The 15702-nt window shown below is 70.0% G+C and carries 18 protein-coding genes; 12 read left to right on the top strand and 6 right to left on the bottom strand.

Features of this window, described 5'->3' with window-relative positions; all coding sequences use genetic code 11:
- Positions 1-50: 50 nt before the first annotated feature.
- Both MTE01_RS06110 and MTE01_RS06105 read left to right on the top strand, forming a co-directional pair.
- The gene (locus MTE01_RS06110; protein ID WP_103206019.1) at positions 51-335 is read left to right on the top strand and encodes a hypothetical protein; all 285 of its coding nucleotides are present in this window, start codon (positions 51-53) and stop codon (positions 333-335) included.
- A complete protein-coding gene (locus tag MTE01_RS06105) occupies positions 332-856 on the top strand; it encodes a hypothetical protein (protein WP_141376275.1) in 525 nt (174 codons plus the stop codon). The genes MTE01_RS06110 and MTE01_RS06105 overlap by 4 nt, the downstream gene beginning before the upstream one ends.
- A 15-nt stretch (positions 857-871) precedes the next feature.
- On the opposite strand, the gene MTE01_RS06100 is transcribed toward MTE01_RS06105, so the two are convergent.
- Complete coding sequence (locus MTE01_RS06100; protein WP_141376273.1) at positions 872-1336, bottom strand: GNAT family N-acetyltransferase; 465 nt, start codon at positions 1334-1336, stop codon at positions 872-874.
- Between the two features lie 84 nt (positions 1337-1420).
- The gene (locus tag MTE01_RS06095; protein WP_116239186.1) at positions 1421-2455 is read right to left on the bottom strand and encodes an LLM class flavin-dependent oxidoreductase; all 1035 of its coding nucleotides are present in this window, start codon (positions 2453-2455) and stop codon (positions 1421-1423) included.
- A gap of 90 nt (positions 2456-2545) precedes the next feature.
- Between MTE01_RS06095 and MTE01_RS06090 the strand changes: the two genes are divergently transcribed.
- From MTE01_RS06090 to MTE01_RS06080, 3 genes are all read left to right on the top strand, one after another.
- The gene (locus tag MTE01_RS06090; protein WP_141376271.1) at positions 2546-3301 is read left to right on the top strand and encodes a hypothetical protein; all 756 of its coding nucleotides are present in this window, start codon (positions 2546-2548) and stop codon (positions 3299-3301) included.
- A 29-nt stretch (positions 3302-3330) separates the two neighbouring features.
- Positions 3331-5862 carry a DEAD/DEAH box helicase gene (locus MTE01_RS06085; RefSeq protein WP_141376269.1) on the top strand — a complete coding sequence of 844 codons (2532 nt, stop codon included), beginning with the start codon at positions 3331-3333 and terminating at the stop codon, positions 5860-5862.
- Positions 5863-5975: 113 nt separating this feature from the next.
- Entirely contained in the window at positions 5976-6260 is a 285-nt protein-coding gene (locus MTE01_RS06080; RefSeq protein WP_103206024.1) for a hypothetical protein, read from the top strand.
- Positions 6261-6359: 99 nt separating this feature from the next.
- Here the strand turns inward: MTE01_RS06080 and MTE01_RS06075 are convergent, their stop codons facing one another.
- Entirely contained in the window at positions 6360-6920 is a 561-nt protein-coding gene (locus MTE01_RS06075; RefSeq protein WP_141376267.1) for a Dps family protein, read from the bottom strand.
- Positions 6921-7089: 169 nt separating this feature from the next.
- On the opposite strand from MTE01_RS06075, the gene MTE01_RS06070 reads away from it, so the two are divergent.
- A complete protein-coding gene (locus MTE01_RS06070) occupies positions 7090-8895 on the top strand; it encodes a glycoside hydrolase family 15 protein (RefSeq protein WP_141376265.1) in 1806 nt (601 codons plus the stop codon).
- A gap of 52 nt (positions 8896-8947) precedes the next feature.
- Complete coding sequence (locus MTE01_RS06065) at positions 8948-9841, top strand: SDR family oxidoreductase (RefSeq protein WP_103206027.1); 894 nt, start codon at positions 8948-8950, stop codon at positions 9839-9841.
- Positions 9842-9994: 153 nt separating this feature from the next.
- Here MTE01_RS06065 and MTE01_RS06060 read toward each other — a convergent pair whose 3' ends face one another.
- Entirely contained in the window at positions 9995-10456 is a 462-nt protein-coding gene (locus MTE01_RS06060) for a GNAT family N-acetyltransferase (protein ID WP_103206028.1), read from the bottom strand.
- A gap of 87 nt (positions 10457-10543) precedes the next feature.
- Here MTE01_RS06060 and MTE01_RS06055 point away from each other — a divergent pair, with 87 nt between their 5' ends.
- Positions 10544-11473: a helix-turn-helix transcriptional regulator gene (locus tag MTE01_RS06055; protein WP_170210625.1), complete on the top strand. Its 930-nt coding sequence runs from the start codon at positions 10544-10546 to the stop codon at positions 11471-11473.
- Between the two features lie 4 nt (positions 11474-11477).
- On the opposite strand, the gene MTE01_RS06050 is transcribed toward MTE01_RS06055, so the two are convergent.
- The gene (locus tag MTE01_RS06050; RefSeq protein WP_103206030.1) at positions 11478-11750 is read right to left on the bottom strand and encodes a hypothetical protein; all 273 of its coding nucleotides are present in this window, start codon (positions 11748-11750) and stop codon (positions 11478-11480) included.
- Between the two features lie 64 nt (positions 11751-11814).
- Between MTE01_RS06050 and MTE01_RS06045 the strand changes: the two genes are divergently transcribed.
- Entirely contained in the window at positions 11815-12051 is a 237-nt protein-coding gene (locus MTE01_RS06045) for a hypothetical protein (RefSeq protein WP_141376263.1), read from the top strand.
- Between the two features lie 83 nt (positions 12052-12134).
- Here the strand turns inward: MTE01_RS06045 and MTE01_RS06040 are convergent, their stop codons facing one another.
- Positions 12135-13139 (bottom strand): epimerase, encoded by a 1005-nt coding sequence (locus MTE01_RS06040; RefSeq protein ID WP_103206031.1) that lies wholly within the window; start codon positions 13137-13139, stop codon positions 12135-12137.
- An 82-nt stretch (positions 13140-13221) separates the two neighbouring features.
- On the opposite strand from MTE01_RS06040, the gene MTE01_RS16985 reads away from it, so the two are divergent.
- The 3 genes from MTE01_RS16985 (at position 13222) to MTE01_RS06030 (ending at position 15690) form a co-directional block, all read left to right on the top strand.
- Entirely contained in the window at positions 13222-13374 is a 153-nt protein-coding gene (locus tag MTE01_RS16985) for a hypothetical protein (protein ID WP_170210624.1), read from the top strand.
- Between the two features lie 5 nt (positions 13375-13379).
- Positions 13380-13979 (top strand): hypothetical protein, encoded by a 600-nt coding sequence (locus MTE01_RS06035; RefSeq protein WP_103206032.1) that lies wholly within the window; start codon positions 13380-13382, stop codon positions 13977-13979.
- 271 nt (positions 13980-14250) lie between these two features.
- Positions 14251-15690, top strand: a complete 1440-nt coding sequence (locus MTE01_RS06030) for a PepSY-associated TM helix domain-containing protein (protein WP_141376261.1) — start codon at positions 14251-14253, stop codon at positions 15688-15690.
- Positions 15691-15702: the final 12 nt, after the last annotated feature.

Genomic DNA, 15702 nt, shown 5'->3' with positions numbered 1-15702 from the left:
CCCTCCGCACCGCGTCCCTCGCCACCGCCGGTATCGGTGCCGCGATCACCATGGGTGCCCTGGGGCCATGGTTCACCCCCGTCATCCTCCTCGTCGCGACGGCGGGAGCGCTGCTGGTCATCTGGCGCACCAGCGCGGGTGCCATCGGCGCGCGGGCGATCGTGCCGGTGCTTGCTGTCGTCGTCGTGCTGACGATCGCGGCGTTGCTCGGGGTCATCGGCATCCTGCCCTCCGCGTGGGTGTGGGCCGCTCTCGGCGCCTACGCGGTGGCGTGGGGCGAGTACCTCGTGTCGCAGACCATCGCCCGCTCGCGGGGACTGACGGAGTACCGGTGATTCCCGTCGCGTTCCGTCTCGTCGCGGCCGTGGCAAATGCCCACGAGCGCGGCTGGCAGGGCATCCGCATCAACGCGAACCTCTACGCGACGGGGCACTGGCGGTGTCGCGTGTTCGTTCCCGAACCGGGCGAGACGCACGACAGTCCTCTCGAGCGTGAGAGCAACGTGGTGCTGAGGTACTCCAGCGCGGGCGGAGAGGACGTCTTTCAGGACGGGCGCACCGACTGGACGACCGAGACCCTGGCCGGCCGCTTCATCGAGCTCGCACGGCCCCACGCCGCGGCATCCGAACCGGATCCGGGGTACGCGACCTGGCTCGCCGAGCTGCGCCGTCGAACCGCAGGCGGAGCGTTCTGGATGGCCGAGGACTCGATGAGCCGTCAAGCCCTGTGGCGCGAGCGGGGTCTCGTCTGCCTCTGGTACGCCGATCCCGGAGCGAAGCGGGCGGATGCCACGGGCGCCGTCGATCAGAACGGGTGGACGCTCGACGGCACGATGCGGGTCCCGCCCGCGCGCTGAGCAGCGCGGCTTGGGTCACCGCAGCTCGAGGCAGACGAGTCCCGGCCGGTCGTCCCACGACGGGACGACCTCGAAACCCGCGGCGCGGTACATCCGCACCGCGGGCTCACGCCATTCCCAGACCGACAGACGCACCGGTCGCACGGCTCCGTTGAGCGCAGCCGTGAGCAACGCGGTTCCGACGCCTCGCCCCCGGGCGCGCGGATCGGTCCACACACGCGAGAGTTCTGTGCCTTCGGGCACGGTCGATGAGACGACGAGACCGACATCTGCGCCGTCGACGGTGGCGAAGAGGGCGTGCCGGCCCGTGAATGCCGCCGCCGGGTCGTCGATCTCCCGCGCGTACCGCTCGGGAAACGTGTCGGCGGCGAGCCCGCGCTCGCCCTTCTCCGCCTCCGTCTGTCGCAGGTACGCCCCGACGAGGGCGCTGACGGCCGCGGCGTCTCGCGGGAAGACGGCTTCGCGGACGGTGACGCTCACCCTCTCACCGTACGACTCTCCGCGAAACGCCGAACGGATCCGAATGCCGAGTCGATCGGCATCCGGATCCGTTCGGGGAGTTGCTCAGACCGTCGCGAGGGTCGACTGCCATCCAAGGGCGGGTGCGACGTGCTTCGCGAAGTTCTCGACCAGGCGGAGGTTGAACTCCACCCCCATCTGAGACGGGATCGTGAGCATGAGCGTGTCGGCGCTCATCACGGCGGCGTCGTTCTGCAGCTGCTCGACGAGCTTGTCGGGGGTGGCCGCGTACGTCTTGCCGAAGGTCGAGCGCATGCCGTCGATCACGCCGATCTGGTCGCTGCCGGCCGAGCCGCCGAAGTACATCTCGTCTTCCGCGGTGACGATGGGGAAGATGCTGCGGCTGACCGAGGTGCGCGGTTCGCCCTCGTGGCCGGCCTCGCGCCACGCGGCGCGGAACGCATCGAGCTGCTGCGCCTGCAGGAGGTCGAAGGGCGTGCCGTCGGCCTCGGTGAGCAGCGTCGACGACATGAGGTTAACGCCGATCCGCCCGGCCCACTCCGCGGTGGCCGTGGTGCCGGCGCCCCACCAGATGCGCTTGCGAAGCCCCGGGGAGTGCGGCTCGATGCGCTGCAGGCCGGTGCCGCCGCCGAAGGGGCTCATCGGATCGCGCTCGGCGAGACCCTCGCCGTCGATCGCGCGGAGGAACAGGTCGAAGTGCTCGCGGGCGATGTCGCCGCCGCGCGGATCCTCGGACCCGGTGTAGCCGAAGGCCTCGTAGCCGCGGACGACCGTCTCGGGTGACCCGCGGCTCACGCCCAGGGCGAGGCGGTTGGCGCTGATGAGGTCGACGGATGCCGCCTCCTCGGCGAGCATGAGGGGGTTCTCGTATCGCATGTCGATGACGCCGGTGCCGACCTCGATGCGCGAGGTGCGCGCGGCGATGGCGGCGAGCAGGGGCATGGGGGCCGCCTGCTGGCGTGCGAAGTGGTGCACGCGGAACGAGACGCCGTTGACCCCGAGGTCGTCCATGCCCTGGGCGAGGTCGATCGCCTGGAGCATCGAGTCGCCGGCGCTGAGCTGGCGACCGCCGCCGAGGGGGCCGTAATGGCCGAAGGAGAGTGTGCCGAAGGAGCGCATGACGTGTGTAACGCCGCGGTCGGTGATCTATTCCCACGCATATACCGGGAGTCGGCCCCGGCCCCCGGGAGGTGTGGAACCATTCTGGATATGGACGACGATGTGCGTGAGGAGTTGCGTCTGTTGCGGGCGCGGGCCTACGGCCCCGAGGCCGACATCGCCGACGACCCGGTCGCCGTCTCGCGTCTTCGAGACCTCGAAGAGCTCGAGCGCGAGGACCGGCTCCCCACGGCTCCGCGAACGCCGCCCGCCCCGCCGGCGGGTTCGAGCGCCGCGGTCGCGTCCGCGCAGCACGACGAGGAGGACGAGGAGGACGAGGAGGAGATCCGCCGCGAGCGCCCTCCCCTCGTGCACTCGAAGCGCCGCCTCTGGGCATGGGCGGTCTCGCTGGCCGTGGTCGCCGCCCTCGCCAGCGCGGCAACCGCGATGAGCGTGTCGTTCGTGCCCGTGACCGCGACGGCGGGAGCACCCCAGGTCGACACACTCGTGCCCGACCCGGACTCCTCGGCTCCCGCCGTGTTCGGTGAGCGCACGGGCGCGGAACGCGGCTACGAGAACTACTACGGGGTTGCGGCGTTCACGGGGCGGGCTGCCACCGACGCGACCGACAACCGCAACCCCTGTCTCTACCTGCTCGACGCCGACGAGGTGGACGCCGACGACACGCGCGGCTTCCGCGGCAACTTCGTCTACGGCGGCTGCGGAGCCGGGGTGTTCCCCGCCACCGTGCAGTTCGTCGTCGCCGACGGCATGCCCGCCGCCTTCGTCCAGCGCTTCCCGGTCGGCACGAGCGTGCAGTTCGTCTTCGACGGCGAGAACGTGGGCGTCTTCAGCGACAGGGGCTGAGCCCGCCCGGTGAATGAGAGGGTGGGGGAGTGACCCCCCTTCTCGAGAACGTCCCCGTCGGCGCCGATCCGGATGCCGTGTACCTGGGCTTCGTCGAGTGGGCGGCCTCGCGAGGGCTCACGCTGTACCCCGCGCAAGACGAAGCAGTGATCGAGATCGTGTCGGGCGCGAACGTGATCCTGTCCACCCCGACCGGCACGGGCAAGTCGCTCGTCGCGGTGGCCGCGCATGCGGCATCCCTCGCCCGGGGCGGCCGCACCTATTACACGGCGCCGATCAAGGCCCTGGTGAGCGAGAAGTTCTTCGCCCTGGTCGACATCTTCGGCGCCGAGAACGTCGGCATGGTCACGGGGGACTCCTCGGTGAATTCCGATGCCCCGATCATCTGCTGTACCGCCGAGATCCTGGCGAACCTGGCCCTCCGCCAGGGTGCCGACGCCGACGTCGACCAGGTCGTGATGGACGAGTTCCACTACTACGGCGAGGCCGACCGCGGCTGGGCATGGCAGGTGCCACTGCTGTTGCTCACGCGCGCGCAGTTCATCCTCATGTCGGCCACTCTCGGCGACGTCGAGAACATCGCCGACGACCTGACGCGCCGCACCGGCCGCAACACCGCACGGGTGACGGGCGTCGAACGACCGGTACCCCTTCACTTCGAGTACGCCCGGACGCCCGTGCACGAGACGGTGCAGGAACTGCTCGACACCCGGCAAGCGCCGATCTACGTCGTGCACTTCTCTCAGGCCGCCGCGATGGAACGGGCGCAGGCGCTGTCGTCGATCCGCATCATCGGGCGCGAGCAGCGCGACGAGATCGCCGAGGCGATCGGCGGCTTCCGCTTCACGACCGGCTTCGGCAAGACCCTCTCGCGCTACGTGCGCGCGGGGATCGGCGTGCACCACGCCGGCATGCTGCCGCGGTACCGGCGGCTCGTCGAGACTCTCGCGCAGCGCGGGCTGCTGCGGGTGATCTGCGGCACCGACACCCTCGGCGTCGGCATCAACGTACCGATTCGCACCGTGCTGATGACGGCGCTGACGAAGTACGACGGCACGCGCATGCGCCAGCTCTCGGCGCGCGAGTTCCACCAGATCGCCGGTCGCGCCGGCCGCGCAGGCTATGACACCGCGGGAACGGTCGTCGTCATGGCCCCCGACCACGAGATCGAGAACGCCGCTCAGATCCTCAAGGCCGGCGACGACCTCAAGAAGCAGAAGAAGATCGTGCGCAAGAAGGCGCCGCAGGGCTTCGTCAACTGGACCGAGCAGAGCTACGACCGCCTGGTCGCGGCCGAACCCGAGCCGCTCGTCCCGCAGATGAAGCTCTCGGCCGCCATGCTCATCAACGTCATCGCGCGCGGCGGAGACGTCTTCTCGAACGTCCGCTCCCTCGTCTTCGACAACCACGAGCCTCGCTCCCGCCAGTACGAGCTCGCCCGCCGGGCCATCGCGATCTTCCGCACCCTCGTTCAGGCGGGGGTCGTCGAGGCCGGAGCCGACGGCATCCGTCTCACGGTCGATCTGCAGCCGAACTTCGCCCTCAACCAGCCGCTGTCTCCGTTCGCGCTCGCCGCGATCGAGATGCTCGACCCCGAGGTCGAACTCGGAAGGGGCCCGGATGCCGCGCCCCCGGCGTCATCGGTCGGCACGGGCCATTACGCGCTCGACGTCGTCAGCGTCATCGAGGCGACGCTCGACGACCCGCGCCCGATCCTGTCGCAGCAGCAGTTCCGCGCTCGCGGCGAAGCGGTCGCGGCGATGAAGCGCGAGGGCATCGAGTACGACGAGCGCATGGAGCTGCTCGAGCAGATCACCTGGCCCAAGCCGCTGGACGAGCTGCTCGCGCAGGCCTACGAAGTGTTCGCCTCCAGCCAGCCGTGGATCCGCGACTTCGAGCTGTCGCCCAAGTCCGTCGTGCGCGACATGTTCGAGCGGGCGTGCTCGTTCGGCGAGTATGTGTCGCTGTACCAGCTCGCCCGCAGCGAAGGTCTGGTGCTGCGCTACCTCAGCGACGCGTATCGCGCGATCCGCCAGACGGTGCCGGTCGATGCGCAGACACCCGATCTGCTCGACCTCATCGCCTGGCTCGGCGAGGTGGTGCGTCAAGTCGACTCGAGCCTGGTCGACGAGTGGGAGCAGCTCATCAATCCCGCAGACGACCCGGACGCCCCGGTGGTGCCGCCCGCGCCGCCGTCGATCCTCACCAATCCTCGTGCCTTCGTCGTGCTCGTGCGCAATGAGATGTTCCGGCGTGTGCAGCTGGCGGCGCTGCAGCGCGACGACGAGCTGGTCGAGCTCGACCCCGACGTCGACTGGCCGGGGGTGCTCGACGACTACTTCGAGGAGCACGACACGATCGGCACCGGCGGCGCGGCGCGTTCGTCTTCCCTCGTCGTCATCGACGAGTCCTCGGCCGCCGAGGGCGTCTGGCGGGTCGAGCAGATCCTCGACGACCCCGCCGGCGACCACGACTGGCGAATCCGCGCGGAGGTCGACCTCGCCGCCTCCGAGGAGGAGGGCACCGCGATCGTGCGCGTGACCGAGGTGCTGCGGCTCTGATCGCTCCTCCCGGGGGCGGCCCGGGTGAAGTTCTCCACTGTCCGACATCATCCCCGCGGGGCGGGAGCACGGTGCTCTACAGTCATTGCATCCCACCCCGAAAGGATTGCCCGATGGAGACTCTTCCTCTGCTCTCGACGGCGGTCGGTCTGGTCGTGACGCTCTCCGTCACCATCCTGAGCGGGATGAAGTGGATGCTCGGCCGTGTCGAGCACCGGACCGATGCCCGCTTCGCGGAAATGGACGCGCGCTTCGAGCGGATGGACGCGCGGTTCGACCGGATGGAAACCCGCACCGATGAGCGCTTCGCGGAGCTCGGAGCGTCTCTCATGGAGGTCAAGCTCGGTCTCGCCCGCCTCGAAGGCCCGCACCCGCCGTTCCTCATCGCCCGCGGCTGAGCCGTCGCGCGGACCTGAGCCGTGGCGCGGACGGAACCACCGCACGAACGACGGATGCCGAGGCCCTGAGGCCCCGGCATCCGGTGTGTTCTGCGGTGATTACGACTTACGGGCGACGCGGTTCTCGGCGCTGACCATCCACGACAGCTGCTCGAGGCGCTCGAGCACGCCGTGCAGGATATCGGCGCTGGTCGGGTCTTCGTCGTCGACGTCGTCGTGCACGTCGCGGACGGTGCCGACCGTCGCGTCGAGGCGCTCGGTGATCAGGTCGATGACCTCGGCCGTGTCGACCTCGCCCTGGGGGAACTCCGGCAGGGTCGTGGTCTCGGCGATCGTGTCGCTGCGTCCGTCGGGCAGCGCGTGCAGGGCACGCATACGCTCGGCGATCTCGTCGCTGAACTCACGGGCGGCGTCGATGATCTCGTCGAGCTGCAGGTGCGTGTCGCGGAAGTTCTTGCCCACGACGTTCCAGTGGGCCTGCTTGCCCTGGATCGACAGCTCGATCAGGTCGACGAGGACGGCCTGCAGGCTGTCGGTCAGCTTCTCCGAGGCCTGGAAGCCCCTCTCGGCGTTCTGCTCGTCGGTGGTCTCGGGACCGCTGCCGCCGCGGGCCGGGCGACGACGGTTCTTGGTGGGGGCGTCCTTGGTGGTGGTGGACATGCGCGTTCCTTTCACTCACGGTCGATAGCGACGTTAGGCGGGACGCTCGAGCGCTCGACGGGGGTTGCGACTGCGGCGGAGGAGGGGTAATCAGACCCCGTCCGTAGCCGTTCCCGCTCGATCCGACAACCCCGGTCTGAGCGGAGGGCCTCGTTTCTAGCGTGAGGGAGTGCCCACGCCTCCCGCCCCGTCTCGTCCGCTGCGCGATTACGCTGCGATCGGAGACGGGCGCACCGTCGCCCTCATCGGTCTCGACGGCTCGGTCGACTGGTTGCCGCTGCCGAACATCCACTCGCGTCCCGTCTTCGCGCGACTCGTCGACGAGACCGCCGGTGGATGCATCGAGCTGGCACCGGTGGGCGAGTACGAAGTGACGCGACGCTACATCCCGCGCACCAATGTGCTCGAGACGACCTTCACCACGAAGACGGGTGTCGCCACGATGACGGATGCCATGGTGACCGGTATCGCCGGACGCCTGCCGTGGGCGGAGCTCGCTCGCCGCGTGGATGGGGTGAAGGGAGAGGTCGAGTTCGCCTGGTGCGTGCAGCCCGGCACGATGCTGCGCTCGGCGGCCCCCTGGACCGAGCGCATCGACGGCTTCTCGATCATGCGCATCGGCCACGTCTCGCTCGCCGTCACGGGCCACGAGCACGGACTGCACGGCGATCCGGATGCCGGGAACGAGAGCATCGACGGACGGTTCACCGCCACCAAGGGGTCGCGGCACCTGCTCGTGATCGCCGCGACCGAGGGGGAACCGCTGCGCATCCCCGACGCCCTGAACGTCGATCGCGGCATCGACCGCACCATCGGCGGCTGGCAGATGTGGTCGGACGAATTCTCGTACGACGGCCCGTGGGCCGACGACGTCCAGCGCAGCGCCCTGGCCCTCAAACTCCTGCTGTTCAGCCCCACCGGGGCGATCGCGGCCGCGGCGACGACGTCGCTGCCCGAGAACCCGCGGGGCGGAAAGAACTGGGACTACCGCTTCGCCTGGGTGCGCGACCTCGCCTACACCGCCCACGCGTGGGTCGGCTTCGGCCTTCGCGAAGAGACGCACGCGGCGATCTCATGGCTCTTGCGCACGATCCGCAAGAACGGGCCCGAGGTGCAGGTGATGTACACGCTCGACGGCGACGCCGAGATCGGACTCGAGAAGCACGAGGTGCCGGGCTGGAACGGCAACCGACCGGTCGTCACGGGCAACCCCGCGCAGGGGCAGCTGCAGCTCGGCGTGTACGGCGATCTCATCGCCCTGTGCCGCACGTATGTCGAGGCGGGGAACCGCCTCGACATCCAGACCGGGCGCCTGCTCGCAGACGTCGCCGATCGCACCTGCGATCTCTGGCGCCGCGAGGACTCGGGGATGTGGGAACTGCCCGAATTGCGCCATTACACCTCCTCGAAGATGGGGTGCTGGAAAGCCCTCGACGACGCGCAGTGGTTGGCCGGCGGCGGGCACATCCCCGACAACAGCGACCGCTGGCGGGCCGAGCGCGACCGCATCCACGCGTGGGTCGACGAGCGCTGCTGGTCGGAGAAGCTTCAGGCGTACACGATCGCCCCGGGCAGCGATGACCTCGACGCGTCCGTCCTCTTGCACGCCCCCACCGGCTTCGACCGCGGAGAGCGCATGTCGAAGACCCTGGATGCCATCACCGAACGACTCACGACCGAGAATCACCTGGTGTACCGCTACACCGGTATGGACCAGGAGGAGCAGACTTTCGTCGCCTGCGCTTTCTGGCGGGCCACCGCTCTGGCCTGCGTCGGCCGCCATGGCGAGGCCGTCGAAGCGATGGACGCGCTCGTCGCCCAAGGCAACGACGTGGGCATCTACTCCGAGATGATCGCCGAGGCCGACGGGGCGTTCTGGGGCAACCTGCCGCAGGCGCTGAGCCACCTCGCCCTCATCAACGCTGCCCTCGTCATCCGCGAACTCGTCGACGACGCCGAGCTCGGCGACCGCTGAACCCCGTCGGGGCACCCCGCCTCGGCATCCATCCCTCCTGAAAGGACGCGCCATGAGCACGCAGTACACGTTCACCGACCCGACCACGCTCTACGCCGACATCGAACCGCAGGCGCAGGATCAGCCCGAACCCGGCCTCGACGCCAAGATGACCCCGAAGGCCGCCCTCGGCGAGGACACCTACGTCGGCAGCGACCGGTTGAAGGGACGCAGGGCGCTCATCACCGGCGCCGACTCGGGTATCGGGGCGGCCACCGCGATCGCCTTCGCCCGTGAGGGTGCCTCGGTCGCCATGTCGTACCTCCCCGAGGAGAAGGTGGATGCCGACCGCATCGCCGGGATCCTCCGCGAGGCGGGCGCGACCGTCGTGCAGATCCCGGGCGACCTGCGCGAGCGCGAGTACGCCACGACCCTCGTCAAGGAGGCGGTCGAGGGGCTCGGCGGGCTCGACATCGTCGTCAACAACGGCGGCAAGCAGATCTTCAACGAAGACATCACCACGCTGTCGGACGAGCAGTTCGACGACACCTTCAAGACCAACGTCTACGCGATGTTCTGGATCTGCAAAGAGGCCGTGCCGCACCTTCAGCCCGGGTCGACGATCATCAACACCACGTCGATCCAGGCGTACTCGCCGGCTCCCATCCTCGTCGACTACGCCTCGACGAAGTCGACGATCAACACCTTCACCAAGGCGCTCGGCCAGCAGCTCGCGCCGAAGGGTATCCGCGTGAACGCGGTCGCCCCGGGCCCGATCTGGACGCCCCTGCAGGTCACCGACGGACAGCCGAACGAGAAGGTCGACGAGTTCGGGGAGGAGACCCCGCTGGGACGCATGGGTCAGCCCGCCGAACTCGCACCGGCGTACGTCTATCTCGCGTCGGCGGAGTCGAGCTACGTCATCGGCGAGACGCTCAACGTCAACGGCGGGATGCCGACGCCGTAAGCGCGCGCCGCAGAGGGGCCGTCGTCCGGATTCGGACGGCGGCCCCTCGTGGTTCATCGTCATGAGGACGGGAAGGAACACGAGAACAGCGCGGTTTCCCGTGAGCCGGCCTGTTCCGGGCGCATCCCCCGTTCTCGTGCCGCGGGCCAGGGATCAGATGAGCGGCTTGCGGTAGAAGATCTCGCCGTCTTCGGTCTCTTCGGAACGGTGGTAGCCCTCGCGCTCGTACAGGCGTTGGTTGGCTTCGCTCAGGGCGCCGGTGAACAGTTCCGCCTCGGTGGCTCCGGCTTCTCGGCCACGCTCTTCGACCGCGGCCAGCAGCAGTGTGCCCAGGCCTTCGCCCTGCTGGTCGGGCGCGATGGCGAGACGACCGATGAGCAGGAGTTCGCCGTCGAGGCGGGCGCGCACCGCGCCGACCAGGCGGTGCCCTGCGACGGCGACGCAGCCCAGGTTCTCGACGAGCTCCGCGCGCAGCTCCTCGAGGGTCTGCGTGAGCGGGGGCATATCGGGGTCTCCGTAGATGAGCGCTTCGCTCGCGAACGCGGCGCGTTGGATCGTGAGCACTTCGCCCGCGTCGTCGGTGTCGATGGGGCGGATGGTGGGCGAGTCGGTCATCGGGATCCTCTCGGGGGCTGATGAAGCGTTCGGTTACCTATCATGGGCGGAGGCGTCCCGCCTTTCCGGCGGTCGACCCCCCTCTCTATGAACGATTTCTTCGACACCAGCGTGCGCACGAGCGACGCCGCCGAGACGCAGGCCTGGCTGCAAGCGCAGTATGGGCACGTCGTGGTGCAAGCGGATCGAGGCACCTTCGCGGAGCACGCCGTCGGCGACGCCTCCTTCTCGATGCGGCGGCTGACCTGGCGATGCCGGGCCGAGGTGATCTATGAGGCGGATCGGTTCTTTTTCGCCACCTCGACACCGGGATACGCGTGGACCATCGGGTCCGAGACCGGGGAGTACAGCGTCGAGCCGGGTCTCGTGCAGCCGGGGCACGAGCTGATCGGCCGTCCGGACGACACCGACCTGCACCTGATCGCTTTCGACACCGACTGGTTGATCGAGACGGCGCGAGCGATCTACGGCGACGACGACCTCTCCGTGCGCTTCGCTGGAACGGGCCCCGTCTCGCGTCGGCTTCGCGACTATTGGCTCGCGACGGTGCGCTGGTCGCTCACGCAGGCGCCCCTGATGACCGAGCCCCTCGTGCGCGCCCACGTGCGTCGCACCCTCGCGATCGCCACGCTCGAAGCCTTCCCTCTCGCGGGAGACCCGCGCGAGCGTCGAGCCTCGGCCATCGAGCAGGCGTCGATCTACACCTCGGCGACGTCGTGGATGGACGACCACGCCTCGCTGCCGGTCACCGTCGACGACGTCGCGCGCGCCGTCGGCAGCTCTGTCGCCGGCCTCCGCCGGTCGTTCGCCGCGAACGGTCAGCTCAGCGCGACGCCCGAGGAGTATCTGTCGACGGCGCGGGTGAGCGCCGCCCATGCCGACCTCGTCGGCGCCGACCCCACCTCCGTCACCCTCCGCGACGTCGCGGCTCGGTGGGGGTTCACCGACACCGCGGCTTTCGTCGAGGCCTACCGCGCGGCCTATCGCGTGGATCCCCGTCGCACGCTCGAACGCTGACGGCTCAGCGATCGCGGTCGGTGTACTCGCCGGGGTCGTCGAGGTTCTCGCGCGACTCGTGTCCGCCGGGCTGCTCCACGTCGGTGTAGGCGCCCGCCTCATCGGCGCGGGGGCGCGATTCGCTGCCGTCGGCGTGCTCGGTGTCGACGTATTCGCCGGGAAGGTCGGAGCTCCCGCGGTCGGCGGTACCGTCCGGCAGCTGCACGTCGGTGTACTCGCCTTCACCTGGTCCGGTGCCGTGTCCTGAGTCATGTCCGTTGACGTCGCGCTCGGCCATGTGCGCCTCCTGAGTTCGATGGTGTCACCGACGTTAGACCCCGGATGCCGAGCCCGCGGCGGTCTTGACACGCGCACTGCCGCGGGCCGCTCGCGGTGTCAAGGCCGAGCGCCGAGCGGCGGTGCAGGCGCTCAGTGGAGGGATGCCCGCTCTCGCCATCATCCTCGTCATCGTGGGCCTCGTGCTCCTGTTCCTCGGCATCTTCGTCGAGGCCGTGAAGTTCCTGCTGTGGATCGGCGTGATCATCCTCATCATCGGGATCATCGCCGCGCTCCTGCGATTCATCCGCCGTCAGGTCTGACCCCCGATCCCGCCGTGCGGGATCGTTCCATGCCGCCCCCGCCCGACGCTTGCGACGGTGCGGGGCGGCGTGCGTTCCGACACTCAGCGCGAGATGAGGTCGCGCGCGCGAGCGGGACGCACCGCGACGACGGCGTCGAGGGCTGGGCCGATCTCGGGATAGCGGAACGAGAATCCCGCCTCCGTCAGCACGCGCGGAACGGCCCACCGGCTCTTCAGCACGAGTTCGGGCTCGTTGCGCAGCACCGCCATGGCCGGGTCGAGCATCCACCGGTAGGCGGGCAGGCCGAAGGGGGCGCGCGCAACGCGGCGCAGTTCGCGCATGAGCGTGCGGTTATCGGTGACGCCGGGAGCCGAGAGGTTGACCGGTCCGGCGATCTCGTCGTGATCGCGGACGAAGCGGACGGATGCCACGACATCGTCGATGTGGATCCAGCTGAAGCGCTGCCTTCCCGATGTCTGGCGCCAGCTCGACCACACGGGACCCGTCGGACGGGGTCCGATCCCGCGGTACCGGCGGTGCGGGAACCACCAGCTGTCGATCTGGGGTCCGCCGAGACCGAGTCGCGCGAGGGCGAGCAGGATGCGGGTCGCCGGTCCGTCGCCGAAGACGATCGCCATCCGCAGGGCCACTCGGCGCGTGGCGGGGAGCTCTCCGGCGAACAGGGCGCGTTCCCAGTTGGTCGCGACGTCGACCGAAAAGCCTTCGCCCGTGATGCCGTCCCGCTCGTCGTTACCGTGCTCGGTCTCGTGCCGGTAGATGGTCGCGGTCGACGCGTTCATCCAGACGCGCGGAGGGCGCTCCGCGTTCGCGACGGCCTCGCGTAGCGCCCGGGTGGTGGCGACGCGCGAGCGCAGAATCTCGTCGCGATGCGCATCGTTGTACCGACACGACACGATCTTCCCCGCCAGATTGATGAGCACGTCGGCTCCGTCGACGAGCCGAGCGATTGCGCCAGGGTCTGTCCACACTGCGTCCCCGGCGCGCCCGACCGTCGCCACCTCGTAACCGTCCGCACGGAAGGCGTCCGTCAGCGCGCGGCCGATGAAGCCGCTCGCGCCGGCGATCACGACACGGGGTGGGGTCACGGCATCCTCCTGGCCTGGGTGGGTTTCAGCCTAGGGGCGGGCTTTCGCCGCGGCGTCGCCGTCCGACCGGCAGGACGAGATGGTGACCGCCGACGCCCGCTGGATCCCGCTGCCGACCGCGGTGGCGCGCGACGCTCTCGTCGACCAGCCGGATCAGGTCCGCGTCTCGCGCGGAACGCCCACTTCTCGGCCGCTGACACCCGTCCGGTCCGAGCGTCGTCGCCTGGCACAATGAGTCCCATGCGACGACAGGCTCGGGCGACACGCGTAGCGCGCGGTACCGCCGCGGCATCCGTCGCCACCTTCGTCGCTCTGCTCTCGCACGTCAGCGGGGGAGGAGAGGTTCCCGGCCTGTTCGGTGTCGCCGTGCCGCTCGCTCTGTCGTTCGTCGTGTGCACGGTGTTGGCCGGGCGCCGCCTGTCGACCTGGCGCCTCGCGGTGGCCGTTGCGGTGAGCCAAGTGCTGTTCCACGCGCTGTTCGTGCTCGGCAGCTACGACCTGGCCGCCGCGGCGCACGTTCACGGCTCCGCCCTCCCGGTGCTCACGGGCACCGCGCTTGCGCCGGTGAGCCCGCATGCCGCGATGTGGCTCGGCCACGCCGTCGCCGCTGTCGCCACCACCCTGGCCCTGCACCGGGGCGAGCGGACGCTCGCCGCCCTGCGGATCCTCGCGGAGCGCAGCGTCGTGTGGCTCCGCGCGCGGGTGCGCGTCGTGCTGACCCTTCCCGCGGCGCCGTCCGTGCGGCGAACCGTGCCCGTCGTCGTCGTCGCGGTGCGTCCGCACTCGGCCTTCATGGTGTCGTCCGCGCACCGGCGCGGGCCTCCTCTCGCGGCATCCTGAGTCTCGCTCCGCCCGCCTCTCGCGGCGGCGGAGCGATCGACCGCTGTGCCGTGCACCTCGCCGGATCAGCGCGATCGTCGACGTGTCTTCGGGCGCGTCCCCACCCTTCCGGCCCACGCCGTCGCCCCTGAGGAGGGGCCGCCGTGGGCGACGGCGTCCGCCCTGCGCGGCGTCCTGTCACGAGCGCATCCTGCGTTCGGAAAGAGACCTCGATGTTCCCTGCTGCTCCCCTCACGCCGATTCCGGCCCCGCCGTCGATCGGAGCCCGCGCATGACCGCCGTGGGCGCTGACCCGAAGGCCACCCCGTCCGCTCCCGCTGCCGCGGACAGGGCGTCCTCTCGCGGGTGGTTCACCGCGCTGCTACGGCGCCTGCACTTCTTCGCGGGGCTGTTGGTGGGGCCGTTCATCCTCGTCGCCGCGGTGAGCGGCGCGCTGTATGCGATCACCCCGACCCTCGAGAGCACCCTGTACGCGCACGAGCTCACCGCGTCTTCGACGGCGCCGGCGGTACCGCTGGCCGAACAGGTATCGGCCGCGGAGCAGTACGTCGGCGGCGGGGCGACTCCCGTCGCCGTGCGTCCAGCACCTCAGGCCGGGGCGACCACGCGCGTGATGTTCGCCGACGAAACCTTGCCCGAGAGCACGACGAGGGCGATCTTCGTCGATCCCGCCACCACCGAGATCCGCGGCGACCTCCCGGCCTACGGCACGAGCGGTGCGCTGCCGTTGCGGCACTGGATCAGCGACCTGCACCGCTCGCTGCACCTCGGAGACGTCGGCCGCTGGTACAGCGAGCTCGCGGCGTCGTGGCTGGGGATCGTGGCTCTGGCCGGACTGGGACTCTGGATCGGACGGTTCGTGCGCAGCCGCCGGGGTCGCCGCGATCTGCTGCGACCCAACCGGCGGCACACGGGTTACCGGCGTCTGTCGGGCTGGCATTCGGCCGTGGGCATCTGGGTCGTGGCCGGGGCGCTGTTCCTGTCGGCCACGGGCATCACGTGGTCGACCTTCGCGGGCGCGAACGTGGCCGAGCTTCGCACCCTCGTGGGCGAGGGGACTCCCGCCCTCACGACCACCCTCGACGCGGCGTCCGCGGCCGGAGGCGAGCACGCGCACCACGGCGGCACGCATTCGTCGGGTGCGCCGTCCGCGGATCCGGCGACCTTCGACGTGGTGTGGGCCGTGGCCCGAGACGTGAACGTGAACTCCGGCGACCTCGAGATTCGTCCTCCCGCCTCGGCGGGCACGGCCTGGGTCGTGCAGGAGATCCACCGGAGTTTCCCGACGGAGGTGGATGCCGTGGCCATCGACGGATCCACCCTGCGGGTGACCGACCGGGTCGACTTCGCCGACTACCCGCTGCTGGCCAAGCTCTCGCGCTGGGGCGTCGATCTGCACATGGGCACGATGTTCGGCCTCGCGAACCAGCTCGTGCTGTTCGCTCTCGCGATCGGCATCGCCGGCCTCGTCGTGCTGGGGTATGCGATGTGGTGGAAGCGGCGACCGGCCGGAAGAGTCGCCGCGGCGCCCGCGCACGGCGTGCTGCGACACGCGCCGTGGTGGGGAACCGGGGCGGTACTCGTCGCGGCCGTCGCGATCGGACTGGTGCTGCCGCTGGTCGGGTACACACTCGCGGTGTTCGTGCTGGTCGACGTGGTGCTCGGGTGGCGTGCTCGCCGCGCCCGGAGATCCCTCTCGAGAGGGAGGTGACGACGAGGCGGC

It is taken from the genome of Microbacterium testaceum (genome assembly GCF_006539145.1).
GTDB lineage: Bacteria > Actinomycetota > Actinomycetes > Actinomycetales > Microbacteriaceae > Microbacterium > Microbacterium testaceum.
Note: the sequence above shows the minus strand (reverse complement) of the source record. Positions and strands in the feature narration are given on the sequence as shown.